The organism is Bradyrhizobium sp. Cp5.3 (assembly GCF_000426265.1).
Classification (GTDB): domain Bacteria; phylum Pseudomonadota; class Alphaproteobacteria; order Rhizobiales; family Xanthobacteraceae; genus Bradyrhizobium; species Bradyrhizobium neotropicale.
This window is the reverse complement of sequence record NZ_KE384515.1, coordinates 216777-235693: the sequence shown is the minus strand read 5'-3', so window position 1 is coordinate 235693 and position 18917 is coordinate 216777. Positions and strand designations below refer to the sequence as shown.

11 protein-coding genes are annotated in these 18917 nt (G+C 64.8%); 9 read left to right on the top strand and 2 right to left on the bottom strand.

Annotated features, from left to right (window positions below; genetic code table 11):
- From K289_RS0142005 to K289_RS0141980, 6 genes are read left to right on the top strand one after another with little or no spacing between them, the layout of a single operon-like run.
- Entirely contained in the window at positions 1-2850 is a 2850-nt protein-coding gene (locus tag K289_RS0142005) for a bifunctional transaldolase/phosoglucose isomerase (RefSeq protein WP_027556753.1), read from the top strand.
- Positions 2851-2862: 12 nt separating this feature from the next.
- The gene (gene gnd / locus K289_RS0142000) at positions 2863-3861 is read left to right on the top strand and encodes a phosphogluconate dehydrogenase (NAD(+)-dependent, decarboxylating) (RefSeq protein ID WP_027556752.1); all 999 of its coding nucleotides are present in this window, start codon (positions 2863-2865) and stop codon (positions 3859-3861) included.
- Positions 3862-3901: 40 nt separating this feature from the next.
- Positions 3902-5413 (top strand): glucose-6-phosphate dehydrogenase, encoded by a 1512-nt coding sequence (gene zwf / locus K289_RS0141995; protein ID WP_027556751.1) that lies wholly within the window; start codon positions 3902-3904, stop codon positions 5411-5413.
- Positions 5413-6162, top strand: coding sequence for a 6-phosphogluconolactonase (gene pgl / locus K289_RS0141990; RefSeq protein WP_027556750.1), 750 nt, complete (start codon positions 5413-5415; stop codon positions 6160-6162). The genes zwf and pgl overlap by 1 nt, the downstream gene beginning before the upstream one ends.
- Positions 6149-6706 carry a gluconokinase gene (locus K289_RS0141985; RefSeq protein ID WP_027556749.1) on the top strand — a complete coding sequence of 186 codons (558 nt, stop codon included), beginning with the start codon at positions 6149-6151 and terminating at the stop codon, positions 6704-6706. The genes pgl and K289_RS0141985 overlap by 14 nt, the downstream gene beginning before the upstream one ends.
- Complete coding sequence (locus tag K289_RS0141980; RefSeq protein ID WP_027556748.1) at positions 6703-7515, top strand: Cof-type HAD-IIB family hydrolase; 813 nt, start codon at positions 6703-6705, stop codon at positions 7513-7515. The genes K289_RS0141985 and K289_RS0141980 overlap by 4 nt, the downstream gene beginning before the upstream one ends.
- Before the next feature lie 5 nt (positions 7516-7520).
- On the opposite strand, the gene K289_RS0141975 is transcribed toward K289_RS0141980, so the two are convergent.
- Entirely contained in the window at positions 7521-9323 is a 1803-nt protein-coding gene (locus K289_RS0141975; protein WP_027556747.1) for a glycoside hydrolase family 15 protein, read from the bottom strand.
- Positions 9324-9353: 30 nt separating this feature from the next.
- Complete coding sequence (gene malQ, locus K289_RS0141970) at positions 9354-11315, bottom strand: 4-alpha-glucanotransferase (RefSeq protein ID WP_027556746.1); 1962 nt, start codon at positions 11313-11315, stop codon at positions 9354-9356.
- 205 nt (positions 11316-11520) lie between these two features.
- On the opposite strand from malQ, the gene K289_RS0141965 reads away from it, so the two are divergent.
- From K289_RS0141965 to glgB, 3 genes are read left to right on the top strand one after another with little or no spacing between them, the layout of a single operon-like run.
- The gene (locus K289_RS0141965; RefSeq protein WP_027556745.1) at positions 11521-13467 is read left to right on the top strand and encodes a maltotransferase domain-containing protein; all 1947 of its coding nucleotides are present in this window, start codon (positions 11521-11523) and stop codon (positions 13465-13467) included.
- Positions 13468-13478: 11 nt separating this feature from the next.
- A complete protein-coding gene (gene treS, locus K289_RS0141960) occupies positions 13479-16775 on the top strand; it encodes a maltose alpha-D-glucosyltransferase (RefSeq protein ID WP_027556744.1) in 3297 nt (1098 codons plus the stop codon).
- Positions 16768-18915, top strand: a complete 2148-nt coding sequence (glgB, locus tag K289_RS0141955; protein WP_027556743.1) for a 1,4-alpha-glucan branching protein GlgB — start codon at positions 16768-16770, stop codon at positions 18913-18915. The genes treS and glgB overlap by 8 nt, the downstream gene beginning before the upstream one ends.
- Positions 18916-18917 lie beyond the last annotated feature (2 nt).

The following is an 18917-nucleotide window of genomic DNA, read 5'->3' as shown; positions in this document are numbered from 1 at the left end:
ATGAATCCCGTCAAAGAACTGGAAAAGCACGGACAAGCCGTCTGGCTGGACTTTCTGGCCCGCGGCTTCATCGCCAACGGCGACCTGAAGCGGCTGATCGACACCGACGGCGTCAAGGGAGTGACCTCCAACCCGTCGATCTTCGAGAAGGCGATCGGCAGCTCGGACGAGTACGACGCCCCGATCGGCAAGGCGCTGAAGCGCGGCGACCGGACGGTGGCCGAGCTGTTCGAGACCGTCGCGGTCGAGGACATCCAGAACGCCGCCGACGTGCTCCGCCCGGTCTATGACAGCCTCAAGGGCCATGACGGCTATGTCAGCCTGGAGGTCTCGCCCTATCTCGCGATGGATACCGCCGGCACGGTCGCCGAGGCACGGCGGCTGTGGAAGGACGTCAATCGCAAAAACTTGATGGTGAAGGTGCCGGCGACGCCGGAGGGCCTGCCGGCCATCGAGCAGCTCACCAGCGAAGGCATCAGCATCAATATCACGCTGCTGTTTTCAAAAGCGGTCTATCTCGAGGTCGCAGAGGCCTATCTCGCCGGCCTCGAAAAATATGTCGCCGGCGGCGGCAATCCGTCGCACGTGGCGAGCGTCGCAAGCTTCTTCGTCAGCCGGATCGATACCATGGTCGACAAGCAGCTTGACGAGAAGATCGCCCGCGCCAACGACCCCAGCGAGAAGGAGCGGCTCGCCGCGCTGAAGGGCAAGGTCGCGATCGCCAACGCCAAGGTCGCCTATCAGGATTACAAGCGCCTGTTCTCGGGCCCGCGCTGGGAGAAGCTTGCGGCCAAGGGCGCGAGACCGCAGCGAATGCTGTGGGCGTCGACCGGCACCAAGAACAAGGACTACAGCGACGTCCTCTATGTCGAGGAGCTGATCGGCCCGAACACCATCAACACGGTGCCGCCGGCCACGCTGGATGCGTTCCGCGACCATGGCAAGCTGCGCGACAGCCTTGAGGAGAACGTCGACGACGCGAGGCGCGTGCTGGAGGAGCTGGAGCGCTCGGGCGTCTCGCTCGATGCGATCACCGAGGAGCTCGTCAAGGACGGCGTCAAGCAGTTTGCGGATGCCGCCGACAAGCTCTATGGCGCGGTCGCCCACAAGCGCGTCACCGTGCTCGGGCCCGCGATCGATCGCCAGCAGCTGTCGCTCGGCGACGGACTCGGCAAGGCGGTGGCCAAGAGCACCGAGGAGTGGCGCGCGACTGCCAAGATCCGCAGGCTGTGGCAGCGCGACAAATCGGTCTGGACCGGCACGGATGAGGACAAATGGCTCGGCTGGCTCGACAGCGCGGCGAAGGCCGACGTCGCCGGCTATGAGGACTATGCGAGCCGCGTGAAGGGCCAGAAATTCTCCGACGCCGTCGTGCTCGGCATGGGCGGCTCGAGCCTCGGACCGGAGGTTCTCGCCGAAACATTCGCAAGGAAGCCCGGCTTCCCGAAGCTGCACGTGCTGGACTCCACCGATCCGGCGCAGGTGCGGGCGATGGAAGCGAAGATCGACATCGCCAGCACCGTCTTCATCGTCTCCAGCAAGTCCGGCGGCACCACCGAGCCGAACGCGATGAAGGATTATTTCCACGCACGCGTCGCTGAGGCCGTCGGTTCATCGGTCAAGACCGGCCATCGTTTCATCGCCGTGACCGATCCCGGCTCGTCGCTGGAGAAGGCGGCCAAGCAGCTCGGCTACGCCCGCATCTTCCACGGCGAACCCTCGATTGGCGGACGCTATTCGGTGCTCTCGCCCTTCGGCCTCGTGCCGGCGGCGACCGCGGGCATCGACGTCAAGACCCTGATCAAGCACGCGCTCTCGATGGCCCGCTCGTGCGGGCCGGACGTGCCGCCGCAGGAAAATCCCGGTGTGCAGCTTGGTCTCGCGATGGGTCTCGCCGGTCTCGAAGGCCGCGACAAGGTGACGATCCTGTCATCGAGGAAGATCGCCGATTTCGGCGCCTGGGCCGAGCAGCTCATCGCGGAATCGACCGGCAAGGAAGGCAAGGGTCTGATCCCGATCGACGGCGAGCCGCTGGGCGATCCGTCGCTTTATGGCAACGACCGCTTCTTCATCGACATCCGCACCGAGGGCGAGGCGGACGCCGCGCATGACTCGAAGCTTGCCGCGGTCGAAGCGGCTGGCCATCCCGTGGTGCGCATCGTCATGAAGTCGATCGAGCATCTCGGCCAGGAGTTCTTTCGCTTCGAGATGGCGACGGCGGTGGCAGGCAGCATCCTCGGCATCAACCCGTTCGACCAGCCGGACGTGGAAGCGGCCAAGATCAAGACGCGGGAGCTCACCGCGGCGTTCGAGAAGACCGGCGCACTGCCGGCCGAACAGCCGGTGGTCAGCACCGATGTGGCCGATCTCTACACCGACGAGGCCAACGCCGCGGCGCTGCGTGCTGCGGGTGCGAACGGCGACCTCACCTCCTGGCTGAAGGCGCACCTCTCCCGCTCCAACCATGGCGACTATGTCGCCCTGCTCGGCTACATCGCGCGCGACAAGGCCACCATCGACGCGCTCCAGGCGATGCGCCTCGACGTGCGCGAGAAGCGTCATGTCGCGACCTGCGCCGAGTTCGGCCCGCGCTTCCTGCACTCGACCGGACAGGCCTACAAAGGCGGCCCCGACAGCGGCGTGTTCCTCCAGATCACGGCCGACGACGCCAAGGACCTCGCCGTACCCGGCCAGAAGGCGAGCTTCGGCATCATCAAGGCGGCACAGGCGCGCGGTGACTTCGACGTGCTCACCGAGCGCGGCCGTCGCGCGCTTCGCGTGCACCTGAAGGGCGGGCTCAAGAAGGGTCTCGCGGCGCTCAACGCCGCGCTCTCGGATGCGCTGAACTAGAGGAATATCGCGATGCAACTCGGCATGATCGGCCTCGGCAGGATGGGCGGCAACATCGTTCGCCGCCTGATGCGCAACGGCCATTCGACCGTGGTCTATGACAAGGACGCCAAGGCCGTCGCCGGCCTTGCCGTAGACGGCGCGCAAGGCGCCTCCACGCTGGAAGAGTTCGTCGCGAAACTCGAACGGCCGCGCACGGCCTGGGTGATGCTGCCGGCCGGCCACATCACCGAGACGACGATCGACACGATCGCGAACGTGATGCAGGCCGGCGACGTCATCATCGACGGCGGCAACACGTTCTGGCAGGACGACGTCCGTCGCGGCAAGGCGCTGAAGGCGCGCGGCATCCACTATGTCGACGTCGGTACCTCCGGTGGGGTCTGGGGGCTGGACCGCGGCTATTGCATGATGATCGGCGGCGACAAGGCCGTCGTCGACCGGCTCGATCCGATCTTCGCCGCGCTCGCGCCCGGCCCCGGCGACATCCCGCGCACGCCGGGACGCGAGGGCCGCGATCCCCGCATCGAGCAGGGCTACATCCACGCCGGCCCGGTCGGCGCCGGGCACTTCGTCAAGATGATCCACAACGGCATCGAATACGGCCTGATGCAGGCCTATGCCGAAGGCTTCGACATCCTCAAGAACGCCAGCATCGAGGCGCTCCCGGCGGATCACCGCTACGACTTCGATCTTGCCGATATTGCCGAGGTCTGGCGTCGCGGCAGCGTGATCCCGTCCTGGCTGCTCGACCTCACCTCGACGGCGCTCGCAGACAGTCCGGCGCTGTCGGAATATTCCGGTTTCGTAGAGGATTCCGGCGAGGGCCGCTGGACCGTGAATGCGGCGATCGACGAGGCGGTGCCGGCCGAGGTTCTGACCGCGGCCCTCTTCGCACGTTTCCGTTCCCGCAAGGAACACACCTTCGCCGAAAAAATTCTTTCTGCGATGCGCGCGGGCTTCGGCGGCCACAAGGAGCCGAAGCAGCCGGACGCGTCGAAGCCCAAGTAAGAAGCCCAAATAAGAAGTAACAAAACGAAGGCAATCGTTCGTGACAAAAGATCCGCAGCCAAAACGCAAGCCGGAAAACTGCGCCTTCGTCATCTTCGGCGTCACCGGTGATCTCACCCATCGGCTGGTGATGCCGTCGCTGTACAATCTCGCCGCCGAGAACCTGTTGCCGGAAAAATTCTGCGTGGTCGGCGTGGCCCGCAGGGGCATGTCGAATGACGAATTGCGCGACAGCCTGCTGAAGGGCCTGCGCCAGTACGCAACCCGCCCCGTGGACGATGTCGTCGCCCGGCAGCTCCTGCACTGCGTCACCTTCGTCGAAGCCGATGCGAAGGATCCGCCGTCCTTCGACACCCTGCGCGAGCACCTCGATGCGCTCGAATGCTCGCGCGGCACCGGAGGCAACCGGCTGTTCTATCTGGCGACGCCGCCGGCCGCATTCGCGCCGACCGCACGCGAGCTCGGCCGCACCGGATTGATGAAGGAGAACGGCGCCTGGCGCCGGCTGGTGATCGAGAAGCCGTTCGGCACCGATCTCGCCTCGGCCCGCGCCTTGAACGCCGAGCTCCTGAACATCATGGACGAGCACCAGATCTACCGGATCGATCACTATCTCGGCAAGGAGACGGTGCAGAACATCATGGTGCTGCGCTTTGCCAACGGCATGTTCGAGCCGATCTGGAATCGCAACCATATCGACCACGTCCAGATCACGGTCGAGGAAAAGCTCGGTGTCGGCCATCGCGGCGGCTTCTACGACGCCACTGGCGCGCTGCGCGACATGGTGCCGAACCATTTGTTCCAGCTCATGTCGCTGGTCGCGATGGGGCCCCCAACCCGTTTCGACGCCCATTCCGTGCGCTCTGAAAAGGCGGAGGTGCTCTCCGCGATCCAGATGCCGAGCGAGGAAGAGGCGCTGAGAAGCTCGGTTCGGGCGCAATATCTGGCGGGGCGGATCGACAACGAGGATATTCCGGACTATCGCAAGACCGCGGACGTCAAGCCCGGCAGCACCACCGAGACCTTTGTCGCGCTCAAGCTCATGATCGACAATTGGCGCTGGGCCGGCGTGCCGTTCTATCTTCGCACCGGAAAGGCGCTGGCCCACAAGCGCACCGAGGTCGCGATCAAGTTCAAGCAGGCGCCGCTGTCGATGTTCACGGGCACCGCGGTCGATCGCCTCTCGCAGAACTTTCTCACCATCGGCATTGCGCCGACCGAAACCATCGAGCTGCAATTCAACGCCAAGATCCCGGGACCGAGCGTGACGATCGACGGCGTCGAGATGAAGTTCCGCTACGGCGATTATTTCAAGGCCGATCCCAGCACCGGCTACGAGACGCTGATCTACGACTGCATGATCGGCGACAACATCCTGTTCCAGCGCGCCGACGGCGTCGAGGCCGGATGGCAGGCGGTGCAGCCGTTCCTCGATGCCTGGAAGAACGCAGGCACCAACGGCATCGAGACTTATCGTGCCGGCAGCGATGGCCCGGCCTGCGCCGACGAGCTCCTGAAGCGCGACGGGCGAAGCTGGCGGAAATATTCGTGATGGCTGCGGCCGACCAGCCGGAATTGATCGTCGAGACTGATGCCGAAGCGCTGGCGCACGCCGCAGCCGAACGCGTGATGGCACGGATCGCGGCCAACCCCAGTCGGATCGCGATCTGCCTCACCGGCGGGTCGAGCCCGAAGAAGCTCTATCAATTGCTCGACAGCGACGCCTGGCGCGGCAAGATTCCCTGGGAACGGGTGCACTGGTTCATCGGCGACGAGCGCTTCGTGCCCGAGAGCGATCCTCTCAACAACATGGCGGTCGCCCGCGCGATTTTCCTCGATCGCAGCGCACCGCCCGGCCACATCCATCCGATCCCGACCGCGATCGAAAATCCCAACAAAAGCGCCGAGGCCTATCAGCGCGAGCTGCAGTCCTTCTATGGCGCCGACCGGCTCGATCCGTCGCGCCCGCTGTTCGACCTGGTCCTGATGGGCGCGGGGCCGGACGGCCACACCGCTTCGCTGTTTCCCGGCTATCCCGCAATTGAAGAGGCCGTACGCTGGGTCGTCGGCGTGCCCAAGGCCAATGTCGCGCCGTTCGTGCCGAGGGTCTCGCTCACCCTGCCCGCTCTGGCCTCGTGCCGCGAAATGCTGTTTGAGATCGCCGGGCACGACAAGCAGGCGATCTTGACGCGCCTCCTCAATAGCGAGAATCTGCCTGCCGTACGCGCGCGCTCGAATGGTGAGACCGTCTGGCTGGTCGACCAGGCCGCGCTTCCGGAGGGGATTCGTGGCGGGCGCTGAAGCACCTTGTGCATTGATCGTGATGGGCGTGTCGGGCTCGGGCAAGAGCACGATTGCGGAAGCGCTCGGCCAGCGGCTTGGCTGGCGATTCGAGGACGGCGACAGCTTCCATCCGCCGAGCAACGTCGCGAAGATGAGTGCCGGCCAGCCGCTCACCGATGAAGACCGCTGGCCCTGGCTCAACGCCATCGCCGACGAGATCGCGCGGGTCTGCGAGGCCGGCGAGCACGTCATCATCGCCTGCTCGGCGCTGAAGCACACCTATCGTGACGTACTCTTACGTGGCCGCGATGACGTCCGCTTCGTCTTTCTCAGAGGCACGAAGGAGCTGATCGCCGAGCGGCTGACCCATCGCAAGGGTCATTTCATGCCACCCGAGCTCTTGACCAGCCAGTTCAGCACGCTGGAGCCGCCGGAGACGAGCGAGCATGTGATCACCGTCTCGATCGACGAGACCGTCGAAGCGATCGTGGACGGCGTCGTACGGCAGCTCAAATTCGGCGGCGCCAAACGCAAGGCCGAAAAACCCAAGGCTATGTCATGACGCCGATCTCACTCGTTGTCTCCGACGTCGACGGCACGCTGCTGACCAAGGACAAGACGCTGACCGACCGCGCCCGGGCCGCGGTGCAGCGGCTGCACAAAGCCGACATCGGCTTCACCATCACCTCGAGCCGCCCCGCCATCGGCATGCGCTTTCTGATCGAGCCGTTGTCGATCACCCTGCCGGTCGGCCCCTTCAACGGCTCCTCGATCATCGATCCCTCGATGAAGCCGGTTGTGCAGCATCTGATCCCGCAGGCGGCGGCCGAGCGCTGCCTGCAGATCCTCCGGGAATTCGGCGCCGACATCTGGCTCTTCACCGCCGACAAATGGCTGATCGACAATCCGAAGGGCGCCTACGTCGCCCATGAGCAGCACACGATCCGCGCCGACCCGACGATCGTTGCGGACTTCACGCCGTACCTCGCGAGCGGCTGCAAGATCGTCGGCGCGAGCGCCGATGCGGCCGGCCTTGAGCGTTGCGAGAAGGTGATGCAGGAGGCACTCGGCAGCGAGGCGACCGCGGTGCGCTCGCAGACCTATTATCTCGACATCACCCCACCCGGCTTCAACAAGGGCACGTTCGTGCAGGCAATGGCGCAGCGCCTCGGCATTTCGACCGACGCGGTCGCCACCGTCGGCGACATGCAGAACGATCTCGCGATGTTCCGGGTCAGCGGCTACTCGGTCGCCATGGGCAATGCCGCCGACAACGTCAAGCAGCAGGCGATGCACGTGACTGCCAGCAACGAGCAGGACGGCTTTGCCCAGGCGATGGAGATGATCTTGAAGCGGAACGGGATCGGCTGAGGTCGTCACTGCGACCGCTGCACCGCCGGCTTCTCGCTCTCCTGCCGCGCCGCCGAGAGATTGTGCGCGGTGTTGATCAGCGCGATATGAGTCAGCGCCTGTGGGAAATTTCCGGTCTGGCGACGCGCCCCGGGATCGTATTCCTCGGCCAGAAGCCCGACGTCGTTCGCAAGTCCCGCAACGCGATCGAACAGCACTTGCGCCTTGTCGAGATCGCCCGACAGCACGCAGGCATCGGCGAGCCACAAGGTACAGGCGAGGAACGCACCTTCGATCGGCTGCTTCTCGTCGGACACTTCGCGCGGATCGTGCCGCAGCACGAAGCCGTCGCGCATCAGGCATTTTTCGACGGCCGCGATGGTGCCGCAAACGCGCGGATCCGACGGCGGCAAAAAGCCGACCGCGGGCAGCAGCAGCACGCTGGCATCGAGCAGCTTCGAGCCATAGGACTCGACGAAGGCATTCTCTGCGGTATCGAAGCCCTTGTTGCAGACGTCGCGATGGATGGCTTCGCGCAAGGCACGCCAGTGCAGAAGCGGCGCCTTGAAGCCGAACGTCTCGGCGCTCTTGATGCCGCGGTCGAAGGCGACCCAGGTCATTACCTTGGAGAAGACATAGTGCCTGGGCTGTCCGCGGCGCTCCCAGATGCCGTGATCGGGTTGGTCCCAGACCTCGGCGAGGTGATTGATCACGGCACATTCCAGCGCCCAGCTCTCCTCGTCGAGTTTCAGCTTGGCCATGCGTGACTGGTGGAACGCGTCGATCAGCTCGCCGTAGACATCAAGCTGGAGCTGCGCATGTGCGGCATTGCCGACCCGCACCGGCTTTGCACCCTCGTAGCCGTCGAGCCAGCCGGCCTCCCATTCGAGCAGCCGGCGCTGCCCCCAGATTCCATACATGATCTGCATGTGCGAGGGCGAGCCGGCCGCCGCGCGCAAGAGCCAGTTGTGCCAGGCCAGCGCTTCCTCGGTATAGCCCGAGTTCATCAGCGCGAGCAGCGTGAAGGTGGCATCGCGCAGCCAGCAGAAGCGGTAGTCCCAATTTCGCGTCCCGCCGAGCTTTTCCGGCAATGACGTGGTCGGCGCCGCCACGATGCCGCCGGTCGGATCGAAAGTCAGCGCCTTTAGCGTGATCAGCGAGCGCACGATGAGATCGTGGTAGTCGCCGTCCCGGGTGCATTGGCTGCACCAGCCCTTCCAGAACGTCTCGGTTTCCTGAAGTGCGATCTCGGGGTTGATCGGCTCGGGCGGCGGGAGATGCGAGGGGCCATAGGTCAGCACGAAGGGCACGGTCACGCCGGCCTTCACCTCGAACTCAGCGACCGTCGTGAGATCCTTGCCCTGTGTCTCGACAGGCGTGCGCAGCACCGTCATGTCCTGGCCGCAGATCGCAAACAGCGCGCCGTCCTCGGTTCGCCGCACCCAGGGAATGTCGGCGCCGAAGCCGAAACGGATCACGAGCTCCATCCGCATCTTCACCGTGCCGCTGACGCCACGCACCAGCCGCACGATGTCGGACGCCTTGCCGCGCGGCGGCATGAAATCGACCAGCGCGACGGTGCCGCTCTCGGTCTCGAAGCGTGTCTCGAGGATCAGCGTGTTGCCGAGATAATGGCGCGACGTGCTCGTGACGGAATCGCTCGGCGCGATCAGCCAGCGTCCGTTCCTGTCGGTGCCGAGAATCGCGGCAAAGCAGGCGTCGGAATCAAAGGCCGGCCAGCACAACCAGTCGATCGAGCCGTCGCGGCCGACCAGCGCCGCCGTCTCGCAGTCCCCGATCAGTGCGTAGTCCTCGATCCTCACTGACACTTCGTTGCTACCCTGCGAAGCGACGGGAACTCAACCCCCGCCGGCTGACGAACGTTCCCGCGTCGCGGCCTTCAAGGACGCGAGATCGACGCGCGAGGCAATCTTGTCGAGTGCGACCGGCAGCCGCTGACGCCAGTTCGGGTGCTCATCGATCGTGCCGGGAATGTTGGGCTGGTCGATCACGCCGAGCAGGTCCTCCAGCGAAACCGCCAGAAGCCGCGACGGCGTGCGCGACAGGAAGGTGAGCACCGAATAGAGATCGTTGGCCTGGATGCCGTTGAAGCGCAGGATCTCGTCGAGCATGCCGAGCGCGTGCCACCGCGCCTCGTCGTTCTCGCCGGGATCGATCCCCAGCGAAAGCTTCATCTTCAGATCGCTGAAGGAGCGCCAGCCGGCATAGGTGCAGAGATCGTGCGTGTTGAGCGTGACCAGCGCGTTGGGCCGGTAGTGATCGATGTTGCGGAAACGGCCGGCATCGTCGCGCTCGAACATCATGACGAGATAGGACCAGATGCCGAAATCCTGCATAGTCTCGCGGAAACCTTCCGGCACGGTGCCGAGGTCCTCACCGATCACGATGCATTTGTGCTTGGCGCTCTCGCGCGCGACCGCCGCAAGCAGTGCCTCGAACGGCATCTGCACATAGGCGCCATTGTCGGGCTTGAAACCGCGCGGCACCAAGTACAGCCGCTTCAGGCCGAGCACGTGATCGAGCCTGATCGCGCCGGCATGGCGCATCGAGGCGGCCAGCATCGCGGCGAAGGGCACGAAGGACTGCGCCTCGAGGCCACCGGCATTGAAGCCGGCGAGGCCCCAATCCTGCCCCACTGTGTTGAGCACGTCGGGCGGCGCGCCGACGGCGAGATGGCGGGAGATCGCCATCTGCTCGTTCCAGGCGTCGAAGCCGTTGGATTGCACGCCGACGGCGACGTCGAGATAGAGCCCGACCTTCATGCCGAGCTGGGCAGCAAGCACCTTGGCGGCCTGCAATTGCGACTCGGCGGTCCACTGCACGAATTCGACGAACTCGACGTCGCGCTTGTCCGGGCCATCGCGCAGTTCGGCGAGTTTTGCCTCGTCCGGCTGCTGCCATTCCCGCGGCCATTCCCACCATGGCCCTGCGAAGCGATGCCGCAATACCTCGAAACAGGCAAAGCGGGACAATAGCGGCGCGCGCTCGGTGCGGAATGCGGCAAACTCCTGCCGGCGCGCCTCGCTCGCCTTCGTCACGAAGCTGTCAAAGGCGGCGCGCAGGCCTCGCCACTTCAACGGCGCCATCTCGCGATAGCGGACGCGATCGCCCTCCCGCAGGCGCGCGGCGATGGCGGCCGCATCGGGGACGAGTTTGGGCGAATATTCGGGGATGGCCTCGACGTCGATGTAGAGTGGATTGAGGAACAGGCGGCTGTTCGGCGAATAAGGGCTGCAATCGGCCGGGTGGTCGTCGAACAGCACATGCAGCGGATTGAGCCCGACGCCGTCGGCGCCTAGCTGCCGGGCGAGCCGGACGAGACCAGCAAGATCGGTGAAATCGCCGATGCCCCAATTGCGGTCGGAGCGGACGCTGTAGAGCTGCACTGCGAGCAGCCAGCCGCGGTCGAAATCGCCGCCAAAGGCCCGCTCGGGTGCCACAATCATCGGCACCTCCTCCGACACGCCCTCGGCATCGGTCAACGTCAACCGGTGGTAACCGAGTGGCAGGCCGGCCGGCCAGGAAATCACCGGCTCGCGCGTTTCACCCTGCGCGATCACGTTGAAGCTGCCGGTAATTTTCCACTGAAGCGGCGTCGCGCCCGCGGCGGCCAATTGGGTGCGTGCATTCGCGAGCGCACGAACCACGACCGGCCCGCTGACGAAGCGATAGACCCGCTTCTCCGGCAGGGCGTCGAGGATCGATTTCAGGGCCTCGGGCGCGGTGACCCGCAGCTTTCCCAGAGCATCGATGAATTCGGACTGGACGCCCTTGATTTCGGCTTGATCTAAGAGATTCATTCGGCACGCAGCTTGCAGGCCACCCTTTTGCCGGGGGCGTCGATTTTGAGGAGGCGGCGGAAGACGTTAGTCAGGGGTAACTCGCAGACCACACCTGCCGTTCCCAGGGGGAACTAATGACACACAAGCGGCTTTCTATATAGGTACCAAGCGTCGGTTCCCGACAAGGGAAACGGGACCCTGCTTTGTTGTCAATGGCATCACCGTGAACAAGACAATTCAAACTGTCGAGAGTGCCGCAGCCGGCAGCGCTTTCCTCATTGAGGACGTCTATCCGTTGATCGACGGCGGCCGCTTTGCCGTGAAGCGGATCGCGGGCGAGCGGGTCGAGGTCTGGGCCGACATCTTTCGCGACGGCGATGCCGTGATCGGGGCCACGCTGGTATGGCGCCGCGAGCAGGACCGGGATTGGCGACGCGAACCGATGATCCACCATAGCAATGACCGCTGGTCCGGCGCGTTTGTCCCGACCGAGCCCGGCCAATATGTCTATGCCATCGAAGCCTGGACCGACGAATTCGCCACCTGGCGTCACGGGCTGGAGCGGAAACAGCTCTCCGGCGCCGACGTCACGCTCGATGCGATCGAGGGCGCCGGCCTTCTGACCAAGGCGCATGGCGCGGAGCAGAACGCCGCGGCGGTCATCGTGAGACGGTGCGAGGACTATCTTCAGACCGGCGAGGTCGCGCCGCTGCTCGCCGCCGATCTCGGCGAGGCCATGTCCGAGAGCCAGTCACGGCCGGATCTGACCCGCTCTCCTCTCTTCCCGCTGACTGCCGACCGCGACAAGGCGCGCTTCAGCGCCTGGTACCAGATGATGCCGCGCAGCCAGAGCGCCGTGCCCGGCCGGCACGGGACGCTGAGGGACTGCATCGCGCGCGTGCCCGACATCGCTGCGATGGGCTTTGACGTGCTCTACTTCACACCGATCCATCCGATCGGCCACACGCGACGCAAGGGCCGCAACAATGCACCGATCGCCAGCAAAGGCGATCCCGGCTCGCCCTACGCCATCGGCGGCGCCGAGGGCGGGCACGATGCCTTGCATCCCGAGCTCGGCACGATCGAGGATTTCCGTGCATTGGTCGCAACCTGCCTCGAATACGGCGTCGAGCTCGCGCTCGATTTCGCCGTGCAGTGCTCGCCGGATCACCCCTGGCTGACGCAGCATCCGCAATGGTTCAAATGGCGGCCGGACCGCTCGGTGAGGGCCGCGGACCGCCCCTATTCCGATATCGTCATCCCCGATTTCGCCTGCATCGACAGGACCGCTCTGTGGAGCGCTTTCCGCGACGTCATGCTGTTCTGGATCGACCACGGTGTGACCATTTTCGCCGTCGACAATCACGATACCGCGCCGCTCCCGTTCTGGGACTGGCTGATCCGCGACATCCGCCGCCGACATCCCGAGGTGATCCTGTTCTCCAAGACATATACGCGGCCGAAGCTGATGAAGGGGCTGGCCAGGCTTGGCGTCGCGCAGTCCTTCAGCTACTTCCCCTGGCGCACGCAGAAATGGGAGCTGGAGCAATATCTCGGCGAGCTCACCAACTATCCCGAACGGGACTTCTATCGTCCGAACCTGTTCGTCAACACGCCTGACCTGTTGCCCTATCATCTCCAGGGCGGCGAGGCCTGGGCGTTCAAGTCGCGGGTTGCGCTGGCGGCGACACTTTCGGGCAATTACGGCATCTACAGCGGGTTCGAGCTTCTGGAACACTCCGCCATCCCCGGCCGCGAGGAATATCTCGATTCCGAAAAATACCAGATCCGGTCACGCGACTGGAACCGGCCCGGCAACATCAAGGGCTACATCGCCGCGCTCAATCGCATCCGCAGCGAGAACGCGGCGCTGCAGCACACGGCCAATCTCCGCTTCCTCGGCATCGAGGACGGCGAAACGCTCGCCTTCGCAAAGGAGGCGGCCGATCCGGCCAACACCGTCGTGGTCGTGATCGCCCTCTCGGGCCGTGCGCGCGAATTCTGGCTGGCGCTCGGCGACATCACGGTTGACGCCGGCGGAGATCGGCACCACGTCACGGTCCTCGAAAACCTCCTGACGGGCGAACAGTCCCGCATCGAATGGGGTGGGATCAGGTTGCACATCGATCCCGACCGCGATCCGGCGCTGCTGTTCCGCTGCCTGGCGTAAGGGCGCACGCCATGAATGTTCTCTCCTCCGTTGACACCAAGAAGATTGAGGTTGCCGAGATCGTGGACGAGCTCTGGTACAAGGACGCCATCATCTACCAGCTCCACGTCAAGGCCTTCGCCGACAGCAACAATGACGGCATCGGCGACTTCGCCGGGCTGACCGAGAAGCTGCCCTATCTCCAGGACCTCGGCGTCACCGCGCTGTGGCTCTTGCCGTTCTACCCTTCGCCCGGCCGCGACGACGGTTACGACATCGCCGACTACGGATCGGTCAATCCCGATTTCGGGACGATGAAGGATTTCAAGCGCTTCATCCAGGAAGCGCAGCGCCGCGGTCTGCGGGTGATCACCGAGCTCGTCGTCAACCACACCTCGGACCAGCACAAATGGTTCAAGCGCGCGCGCCGCAGCCAACCTGGCTCGAGCGCGCGGAACTGGTATGTCTGGAGCGACTCCGACCAGAAGTACCAGGGCACGCGGATCATCTTCACCGACACGGAGAAATCCAACTGGACCTGGGACACGGAGGCCGGCGCCTTCTACTGGCACCGCTTCTTCTCGCACCAGCCGGATCTCAATTTCGACAATCCGCGCGTCGTCAGTGCCCTCATCCAGGTGATGAAGCGCTGGCTCGATGCCGGGGTCGACGGCTTCCGGCTGGACGCCATTCCCTATCTCTGCGAGCGCGAAGGCACCTCGAACGAGAACCTCCCTGAGACGCATACGATCATCAAGCGCCTGCGCCAGGAACTCGACGCCTACTCCAAGGGAAAGCTGCTGCTGGCCGAAGCCAATCAATGGCCGGAGGACGTGCAGGAATATTTTGGCCGTGGCGACGAGTGCCACATGGCCTATCACTTCCCGCTGATGCCGCGCATCTACATGGCGATCGCGCAGGAGGATCGCTTCCCGATCACCGACATCCTGCGCCAGACGCCGGACATTCCCGCAAGCTGCCAATGGGCGCTGTTCCTGCGCAACCATGACGAGCTGACGCTGGAAATGGTCACGGACGTCGAGCGCGACTATCTGTGGTCGACCTATGCCAACGATCCCCGCGCCCGAATCAATCTCGGCATCCGCCGGCGCCTCGCGCCGCTGATGGACAACGACCGCCGCAAGATCGAGCTGATGAATTCGCTGCTGCTGTCGTTCCCCGGCACGCCGATCATCTATTATGGCGACGAGATCGGCATGGGCGACAACATCTATCTCGGCGACCGCAACGGCGTACGCACGCCGATGCAGTGGAGCCCGGACCGCAATGGCGGCTTCTCCCGCTGCGATCCCGCCCGCCTCTACGCCCCGCTGATCATGGATCCCGTCTATGGCTATGAGGCGGTCAATGTGGAGGCGCAGTCGCGCAGCCTGTCGTCGCTGCTGAGCGGCACCAAGCGGCTGATCTCGGTGCGCAAGTCGACGCTCGCCTTCGGCCGCGGCACCATGACCTTCATCCGCCCGGCCAACCGCGCGGTGCTCGCCTATGTCAGGCAGTACCGTGACGAGGTGATCCTCTGCGTCGCGAACCTCTCGCGTGCCGCACAGGCGACCGAGCTCGACCTGACGCCGTGGAAGGACCGCATCCCGCAGGAAATGCTCGGTCGCACCCGCTTCCCGGCGATCGGCGAACTGCCCTACATGATCACGCTCGGGCCGTACGGCTTCTACTGGTTCCAGCTCCTGGAGCGCGACAAGTCCGAGCCGGTCGTACCGCGCGCGGTGCCGGAATTCGAAACGCTCGTGGTGCCGGTCAACTCGACCTGGGTGTCGCTCGCTCGCGAACGCAGCGTGTTCGAGAGCGACGTGCTGCCAGGCTTCCTGTCGCGGACGCGGTGGTATCCCGAGCATGACCCCAAGCAGATCCGGCCTCAGCTCACCTCAGCAGTCCCGTTCTGCGACATCGGCGACAACCGGCCCTGGATCGCCTTCTTCGAGGCGACGCAGCACGACACACCCGCGCGCTACGTGCTGCCGATGCAGATCGAGTGGGTGCGCTTCGACCGCGAGCGGTTCAACCCGAAAGCGCTCGCCGCCGTGCGCCAGGGCGCGCGCGAGGGCACTCTGCTGGACGTCGCGACCGACCAGATCTTCATCGGCCTGTTCCTGCGCAACCTGTCGCAGAGCCTCGTGGTGGAGGAGAACAATCTGCGGCTGGAGTTCAAGTCGACCAGCCTTTTCGCCGACTACGCCGTCAAGGAGCCCGAACGCATCCGCGCGATCGAGCAATCGAACAGCACCGCCCTCGTCGACAACAAGTATGTCGTCAAGATGTACCGGCAACTCGAAAGCGGTACCAATCCCGAGATCGAGATCGGCCATTACCTCACGGAGGTCGCCCGCTTTGCCAACACGCCGGCGCTGCTCGGCAGCGTCGAGCTGGTCGAAGGCGACCAGCGCAGCGCGCTCGGCGTCCTGCACGCCTATGTCGAGAACCAGGGCGACGGCTGGGCCGTGACCGCGTCCCATCTCGACCGTTATATCGACGAGCAGCGGCTGTGGATGGCGAGCCACCAGATGTCTCACGACAGCCAGGAGCCCGCGTCCTATCTGCACCACCTGGTGCAGACCGGCCGGCGCCTCGCCGAGTTGCACATGGCGTTGGCCGCAGCAAAGCCTGGCGACCTCGCCGCCGAGCCGATCGAACCGGCGCACGTCAACCGCTGGATCACCGATCTCAAGGCCCGCGCCGACCGGATCTGCGAGCGCCTCACCGAAAGCCGCGAGGCCTTCCGCGACGCCGATCGCGCACTGGTCGACCAGCTCTCGGAGATGCGTGCGGGCCTCGCCGACCGGCTGACGACACTATTGCCATCGGGCCTCAGCGGGTTGAACATCCGTCATCATGGCGACTTCCGCCTCGGGCAAACTCTGATCGTGAAGGACGATATCTTCATCATCGACTTCGACGGCAATCCGCACCTGCCGCTCGCCGACCGGCGGTGCAAGGCGCCGGCCGCCCGCGACGTCGCCGGCCTGATCGGCTCGATCGAGCTTGCTGCGTCCGCTGCCTTCCATCGCGCCCTCGCCGGCGCCCCCGATGAGCAGGACCGGCTCGCAGCCGCGCTCGGCGAATGGCGCGAACGCGCCACGGCGACGTTCCTGACCGCCTATCGCGAAGCCATGACGAACCGGCAGCTCTGGCCAAATGATCCGCAATCGACGGACGGCCTGTTAAGGTTTTTCATGCTTGATCACGCATTCGATGAGGTGGAGTACGAGCTGTCCCACCGGCCGGAGGGGCTCAACGCTCCGCTGACCGGGCTGCTCCGCATTCTGTCCGATGCCGAGAGCGAAGCACATGCCTAAACTGCCCGCCGAAGCCTATGCGATCATCGAGGGCCGCCACTCCGACCCCTTCCACTATCTCGGGCTGCATCCCGAGGGCAACAGAAGCGTCGTGCGCGCCTTCCTGCCCGAGGCCTCCAATGTCGAGGCGATCGGCGAGCACGGCGAGGTGGCAAGGCTCGACCGCGTCCACGACGCCGGCCTGTTCGTCGGCGCACTCCCGAACGGCTCGAAGCGCTATCAATTGCGTGCGAAATTCGGCGACAGCGTCGTCGAGTTCGAGGACGCCTACCGCTTCCCGCCGATCCTGACCGACTTCGACCTCTATCTGCTCGGCGAAGGCACCCATCAGCGCCTCTACGACAAGCTCGGCGCGCATCCGATGACGCTCGACGGCGTCGACGGCATCGGCTTCGTGGTGCTGGCCCCGAATGCACGGCGCGTCAGCGTGGTCGGCGATTTCAATTTCTGGGACGCCCGGCGCCATCCCATGCGGGTGCGCGGCATCGGCTATTGGGAATTGTTCATCCCGCATGCCAAGGCGGGCGATCACTACAAGTTCGACATCGTCGGTCCGCACGGTCACCAGGTGCCGTTGAAGTCAGACCCGCTGGCGTTCGCGACCGAGGCGCGGCCGAAGACGGCGTCGATCGTATTCGACGAGGAACATCTGCCGCGGCCGCGCCCGGCGCCCGACGGCATCAACGCGCTGTCGGCGCCAATGTCGATCTACGAGGTCCATCTCGGCTCGTGGCGGCGCAAGAACGACAATGAATGGCTGACCTATCGCGAACTGGCCGAGCAGTTGCCGGCCTATGTCCGCGACATGGGCTTCACGCATGTCGAATTCCTGCCTGTCAGCGAGCATCCCTTCGACGGCTCCTGGGGCTATCAGCCGACCGGCCTCTATGCACCGACCAGCCGCTTCGGCCCGCCGGAGGACTTTGCCGCCCTCGTCGATGCCTGCCATCGCGAAGGCATTGCCGTGCTGCTCGACTGGGTGCCCGGCCACTTCCCGGACGATCCGCACGGGCTCGGCCATTTCGACGGCACCTCGCTCTACGAGCATGCCAATCCGCTCCAGGGCCGCCACCTCGACTGGGGCACGCTGATCTACAATTACGGCCGCACCGAAGTGATGAACTTCCTGGTGTCGAACGCGCTGTTCTGGCTGGAGCGCTACGCGATCGACGGCCTGCGCGTCGACGCGGTGGCCTCCATGCTCTACCTCGACTACAGCCGCCCCGCGGGCGCCTGGATCCCGAACCAGTATGGCGGACGGGAAAACATCGAGGCGATCGCGTTCCTGCGCCGCTTCAACACCGAGGTGTTTGCGCGTTTCCCGCAGGCAACCACGGCGGCCGAGGAATCCACCGCATGGCCGCAGGTCTCGCGCCCGGTCGAATTCGGCGGGCTCGGCTTCGGCTACAAGTGGAACATGGGCTGGATGCACGACACGCTGAATTACATCAGCAAGGACCCGATCTACCGCAAGCATCATCACGGCGAGATCCTGTTCGGCCTGCACTACGCCTTCTCGGAAAACTTCATCCTGCCGCTGTCGCACGACGAGGTCGTGCACGGCAAGCGCTCGATCCTGGGGCGAATGCCCGGCGACGAGTGGCAGCGCTTCGCGAACTTGCGCGCCTACTACAGCTTCATGTTCGGCCATCCCGGCAAGAAGCTGCTGTTCATGGGTGCGGAGATCGCGCAGGGCCGCGAATGGAATCACGACCAGTCGCTCGACTGGCACCTGCTCGAATACAAGAACCATTCCGGCATCCAGGCGCTGATCCGCGATCTCAACCGGCTGTATCGCGCGGTGCCGGCGCTGCACCAGATGGATTGCGACCATGCCGGCTTCGAATGGCTGATCACCGACGATGCCAACCGCAACACCTTCGCCTGGATGCGCAAGGGATTCGACGAACACGCACGCTGTCTCGTGATCGTCAACTTCTCACCCAACGTCTATCGCAACTACCGCGTTCGCGTGCCCTTTGCCGGCAAGTGGAAAGAGGTGTTCAATTCGGACTCCGCCCATTATGGCGGCAGCAATGTCGGGAACGTCGGAGAGGTTCTCGCCGTTGACGGCAAGACGCCAGAGCTCCGCCTCACCATTCCGCCGCTCGCCGCGATCTTCCTCGTTCCGGAAAGCTGACC